The organism is Paraburkholderia sp. Ac-20342, from assembly GCF_017104985.1.
In the GTDB taxonomy this organism is placed as follows: domain Bacteria; phylum Pseudomonadota; class Gammaproteobacteria; order Burkholderiales; family Burkholderiaceae; genus Paraburkholderia.
This window is the reverse complement of sequence record NZ_JAAGPQ010000172.1, coordinates 1-5889: the sequence shown is the minus strand read 5'-3', so window position 1 is coordinate 5889 and position 5889 is coordinate 1. Positions and strand designations below refer to the sequence as shown.

The window sequence follows — 5889 nt, the reverse complement described above, 5'->3', positions numbered from 1 at the left end:
TCCAGCTGCAGCAGCAACCCGTCATAGCGCGCCACGACTTCGGCGTTCGTCGACAGATAGCGCGCGATGATGCGGCGCTGACGGTCCCGATACCCTTCCCAGTCGGCATCGTGATGGCGGATCGCCTGCACGAGCTGGCGCGCGCCTTCGTCGACGTCGTTACCGGCGTAGTAGTAGCCGAGCTCGCGGCACAGTTGCGCGTTGTGCACGAACGGATAGCCGTTCCAGCACACGTCGAAGTAGAAGTAGTTCAGCGCCAGCCCCCATTGATGGGACACGACGATGTCCGTATGTTCCGCGAGAAACTCCGGCGTTTCGAAGTGACCGACGAAGCTCGCCTTGCGGTCGCGCACGAGGTCCAGATAACGCGCGATGCCGATGAACTCGGGGCACTGCGTCGCGAGACGTTCCGCATTGGTGACGTGCAGATGCGAAATCCCGTCGCCGACGATCCGGTACGCGTTCTCCGCGATCAGCATCGGATAGAGGCAGAACTTCAGCACGTCGAGGTTCGCCTCCATGACGGAGAGCCGGCGCGGTCCCCTGGCGGGGCGGTATTCGCCGTGATGGGGCAGCTCGCGCGCGCGCGCTTCGATGCACATCGGATCCCAGACGAACGGCACTTCACGCGCCGGACAGCGGCGCAAGGTCCTGAAGAACGGCAGGCTCGTCTCGACCACCTGGGGAATGACCCAGACCTCGTCGTAGCATTGATTGATGAAGATCGAGTCGGCCATCCTGCGGTTGAAGATCATCGCTTCCATCAGCTGCACGTATTCCGGCCCGCAGCAGTAGCTGACGAGCTTCGTGCCGCGCGCCCTGATGTACCCGGTCTGACCGGCATTGATCTGGCCGCCGAGCTCGATCAGGACGTCGAGGCTGTCTTTCACGTCCTCGAAGCGCCGCACCGGGTAGCGTTCGAGATCCCACGGCAGCTTCGCCGTAATCGCCACCGAAGTCGTGTTGACGAGCACCACCTGGTGGCGCAGCGGCGAATGCTGGAACACCCGCATCAGGTACAGCGCATTCTGTTTGATGCCGTTGACCCACAGGCTCTCGGCCTCATGGTGCAGGCCGATCGTGATGCCGATCCGCAGCGGGCGCGGGCCGGGAGCTTCGTGCTCCGAAGCATGCAGTGCGTTCATTGTGCGGCCTCCCGCGGGAATTGCACCTGACGGCGCAGGATCAGGCACGAAGGCGGCGTGTCGACGAGCACGACGGCCTCGCGCGGATGCGCCGCTTCGGTATAGACCATGACGGATCTGACGAGCGGCGTGGCGCGATAGCCGCTCAGTTCGCTGCGCGCCACCTGTGCGCAGGGCAACGGTGCGCTGGAAATACGCTCGGCCACGACCGAACAGCCGCCGCCGGCGCCCGGCACCGTGACGAGCGACAGCAGCGCCGACGATTGCGGAAAGGCGATGCCGGACAGCGAGAAGAACGGCCCGGTATCGGGACCCGAGCGCTGCCAGTCGAGCAGCACGTCCGCTCGGGAGGCGCGGTCGAATACGCGCGCCGAGATCTGCGCGACGGCGTCGTAACAGCGGTGAATGCCGATTTCCTGCGCGGCCTGCGCGAGCACGGTGCCGGCTGCGGGTCTCGCGGCCGGCCCGTTGGCGGGACCGGCGACGGGGCCAGCGACAGGGCCCGCGACAGGACCGGCCGCGGGCAGCGGCTGCGCCTGCGCGAAGCCGGCCGGTTGCACGGCCGCCCATGCGAGCGCCAGCGCGAAGCCCGCGGCCATCGCGGTACGGGAGCGCATACGACGTTTCGTGTTCATCATGCCCCCTCGAAAACCGCGGTGAGCGCCGCGCTGTACTGCTCGACGTTGGCGGGCAACTCCGGGTCCAGCGAGGCGAGAAAGTCTCCCGCCTCGCGGCGGTAGTCGTCCAGTCTCAGGTCATGCTCCGCGAACGCGCGCCGCAACGCGAGCGCGCCGTCCTGACAGTCGAAGCCGTCGTAGCGATAGCCGCAATGGCCGATCAGCGTGGAGTTGTGAATCAGCGGATAGCCGCCGTACAACGCCTCGTAGTACAGATAGTTCTGGGCGTTTTCCCATTGATGCGAGATCACCGCATCGGCCTGCACGGTCAGGATCTCGTAGACCGGCAATCTCGGCTCGTAGGTCGCCCGCCCGTGCTGCGTCAGATCGAGACTGCGCGCGAAGCCGACAAAGGAGGCCTCTTCCTTGAGCGGCATCGCATTGAACACGCGCAGATACTCGACGCATTCCGGGTCCTGCCGGTACGCGAGATCCGCAATCAGCATCGCGATATGCGCCGTCTTGACCATGCAGATGTTCGGTTCGAGAATCGCGAGGCGCCAGCGCGAGCGGCCCGCTACATAGCCGAACGTGCCACCGGCGTGGGCCGGCTTCAGCGAACGCTCCAGCAGCGCCGGATTCCACAGGTGCTGCATGACCTTCACCGGCGCGCGCGAGCCCGCCTCGTAATAGCCGGTGCAGGTCTTCGCGAAGGCGGGCAGCGTCCAGATCGCGCTGTACGGCGTGCCGGAGAACAGCAGCCCGTGCGACATGCCGAACATCATCCGCTCGATGTCGATCACATAGTCGTTCGCGACGCGCATGCCGATCACGCGGCCGCCGCGGTCGCAGAAGCTGCGCGCCCAGTCCGGATTCAGCTGCGCGCTCAGTTCGATCACGACGTCGAGCTGTTCCCGCGCGGTGTCGAGATCGATGACGGGCACCGGCGAATGTTCGAGAAACGACTTCGCATCCGACGGGTTGCCGTCGCCGCCGTTGACGAGGCAAGCCGCCTCGACGACCGGCGATTGCCGCAGCAGCATCGCAAGGAAGTAGCAGTTCTGGAAGATGCCGTTCTCCCAGATCGATTGCTCGCCGGCACGCAGAAAAATCGTGATGCCGACCTTGATGCGCTGGCGCTTCAGCATGCTGCACCTCCGCATGCTGCACCTCCGCGATGAGCGCGGGCGGTTACGTGAAGCAGCTGCTGGAAATAGCGGGTGCCGTTCCCGGGTGCGAGCGGGTGCAGTCCGGCGAGAAATTCGCGCGCGCGGCGCTTATAGTCCGCGAAGCCCGCATCATGCTGGCGTGCCGCGCGAAGGAACGCCTGCGCGCCGGCCCGCACGTCGAACTCCGGGTAGTAGTAGCCGAGGCCGGAGAGCCACGCCGAGTTGTGGACGAGCGGATAACCGCCGTACAGCGCATCCAGATGCAGATTGTTCTGGTCGTTCTGCCATTGATGCGAGACGACCGCATCGGCGGCCCGGCTCATGAAGTCGACGAAGCCGTGCCGGTGGTCGACATGCACGCGGCCCGCGCGATTCAGTTCGAGCGAATCGCGCATGAACGAAAACGTCGGATGCTGCTCGAACTGGGCGCTGTTGAGCACGCTCAGACCGGCAATCGCGCCGGGCTCGGCGCGAAACGCCATGTCGCAAAGCAGCACGGGAATCATGCAGCACTTCACGACGGAGATGTTCGGCTCGAAAATCGCGGCGCGCAGCGCGCGCGGCGTGTCGGTGGAACCGCTCGCCGGCTCGAATCCGAAGCGCTGCCCTGCGTCGCCCAGCATGCGGGCGCGCCCGTCGATGAACATCGGGTCCCACAGATACGGCACCTCGACGACCGGGCAGCGATGCAGCGTTTCGAGCATCGGCCGGAAGACGCGGTCCTTGGGCAGAATCCAGATCTCGTCGCAGCGGTCCGCGCGCGCGAAATAGCCGCCCCGCCTGAACACGCCCGGCTCGACCAATCCGGCATACGGCTGCCCGCAGCAGAAATAGACGACGCGCCTGCCGCGCGCCCGAAAATAATCGAGCCACTCGATATCGAGCCCGCCGCTCATTTCGATCGCGACGTCGATCAGCTCGGTCGCCTCTCTGGCCGGCAGCAGCTTCAGGTCCGGCAGTAACGCCCGGACGTCGTCGGGCAGGCGCGGCCCGGGTCCGCAATTGAGCAGCACGACGTCCCGGACCGCCGGCAAGGCCCGCAGCAGCTTCGCGAGGAAGAACACGTTCTGCCCCAGCCCGTTGTCCCATACAGTCTGGCCATTCCGGGTGGCCAGCGAGATGCCAATACGCATGTTGTTTCCGCCTTCTGAAGGTCAGTCCTCGTGTTTTTTGTGTGTGTTCCGATACTTCTCGTGCGTAGCCCGACGGATCGGGCGGTGCCGCCCTGTCCATCGACGGCCCCCGGTCATGACGCCCCCGCTGCGTCGACTGCGAATAAAAAAGAGGATCGAACCGGAGAATCGACCCCCAAACCTCAGGTAACTTCCGGACATACACGAGGACATCATCCGGAAGCAAGGAGTCCCGAGGGGTTAGCCTGCTAGTTTCCCGACAACGTGATCCCGACACGCCGGTTCTGTGCCCGGCCGTCGGCCGTCGCGTTGGTCGCGACGGGATGCGTCCTGCCATGGCCCTGAACGTCGAACCGCGCCGCGTTCAGCCCGTGCGACTTCAGGTAGTCCGCCACCGTCCGCGCGCGTGCCTGCGACAGACGCAGGTTGTAGGCCGGCGAGCCGATGCCGTCGGTGTAGCCGTCGATCGCGACCGTGCCGAAGCTCATGCCTTGCGCGTTTGCAACCAGCTTGTCGAGCTGAGCCTTAGCGGCTGGAGTCAGCGTCGCCCTGTTGAAATCGAAGTTGGCATCGCCTGCCAGCGTGACGTGCGTCGGCAGGGGGGCCGGCACGGGGACGGCAGCGGGGACAACAGCGGGCGCGGCCGTGGACGGCTGCGGTGCCGGTGCGCCGCACTGGAATATCAGCTTGCGAAAGTCCGGCTTGCCGTCCGTGGTCGTCGAGCCCAGCGGTGCCGCGCCCTCGAGCGGACGCACGGCCTCGTCATGGCAAATCTCGCGCGCCTTGCGATAGCAGGTTTCCGCGCTTTCGAGCAGGCCGCTGCACTCGACCCGATAGGTCTGCTGGCCGTCCTGCCGGTCGACCGACCAGGCACTGAACGACGGCCCTGACGCGGACGAGCAACCGGCGAGAGCAACCATCGCCGCTACGCACAACATCGTGTTACGCATGTTGAACCTCATGTTTCATGTCGTTTATCTTCCATCGCGGGGATGCCGCTGAACCGGCGGGGGCCAGGCGAAACGCCCGGCACCCGCGCGGCGCCTTACCACTGGTAGCCCACCCCGACCCCGTACGTGCTGCCCGCGCTGCTCACCCCGACACCGCCCTTGATCTTCACGTTCTCGGTGATGCGGGCCGTGAAGCCGAGCGCAACCGCTCCGTAGCCCTGATAGGCGCCGGTGCCGATACCGACGGCGATGGTCTTGTCCTTGTCGACGTCCGGAATCATCGTCAGTGCCGTGGCACCGGCCACACCCGAGTAGGCCGTTCGCGCGACGGACGACACGGAGTTCTGGAGCGAATTGAACTGGGACATGTTCACCGCGTCGGTCGGGTTGACACCCGGTGCGACATTGGTGATCCGGCGCCCGTTACCCGGCGAGCCGACCGAGACCGTGTTGTCTTCGCTGGCGACGGAACCCGCGCCGAGCGCGACCGAGTTCTGGCCGCTCGCCGACGCATTGGCACCGAGCGCGACGCTGTTCGTGCCGCTGCCGAGCGCGTTCGCACCGATCACTGTCGCACCGTCCGCGGATGCACTGGCGCTGGAGCCGAGAGCAATGCCGCCCGCGCCCGCCGCCGTTGCATTGACGCCCATGGCCATCGAGTTGACGCCGCTGGCCCCGTCGTCGTTGTAGTTGCTGCCCTGTGTGCCGTTGTCGTTCACGCTGTAGTAGTGCGTGCGGGTGGTCGAGACGACTGTCGACAGGGAGGAGACGTTGCTGCTGGTCGTGCTCAGGCCGGTGGACAGGGCGTTGACGACCGATGAGGTTGAGGTGGACAGCGAGGCGACGTTGCTGTTTGTTGTGCTCAGGCCGGTCGA

The 5889-nt window shown here is 65.8% G+C and carries 6 protein-coding genes; all 6 read right to left on the bottom strand.

What is annotated here, in order from left to right:
• On the bottom strand, positions 1-1145 hold a 1145-nt coding region (locus G3N58_RS33280), incomplete at its 3' end, for a DUF2827 domain-containing protein (protein ID WP_206001311.1).
• On the bottom strand, positions 1142-1762 hold the full coding sequence (locus tag G3N58_RS33275; protein WP_206001310.1) for a hypothetical protein: 621 nt from the start codon (positions 1760-1762) through the stop codon (positions 1142-1144). The genes G3N58_RS33280 and G3N58_RS33275, both read right to left, overlap by 4 nt.
• 17 nt (positions 1763-1779) lie before the next feature.
• Positions 1780-2910, bottom strand: a complete 1131-nt coding sequence (locus G3N58_RS33270; RefSeq protein ID WP_167285808.1) for a DUF2827 domain-containing protein — start codon at positions 2908-2910, stop codon at positions 1780-1782.
• The gene (locus G3N58_RS33265) at positions 2904-4064 is read right to left on the bottom strand and encodes a DUF2827 family protein (RefSeq protein WP_206001309.1); all 1161 of its coding nucleotides are present in this window, start codon (positions 4062-4064) and stop codon (positions 2904-2906) included. The genes G3N58_RS33270 and G3N58_RS33265 overlap by 7 nt, the downstream gene beginning before the upstream one ends.
• Before the next feature lie 248 nt (positions 4065-4312).
• The gene (locus G3N58_RS33260) at positions 4313-5014 is read right to left on the bottom strand and encodes an OmpA family protein (protein ID WP_205991119.1); all 702 of its coding nucleotides are present in this window, start codon (positions 5012-5014) and stop codon (positions 4313-4315) included.
• Between the two features lie 95 nt (positions 5015-5109).
• Positions 5110-5889: YadA-like family protein (locus G3N58_RS33255; protein WP_241017338.1), on the bottom strand; the 780-nt coding region annotated here is incomplete at its 5' end.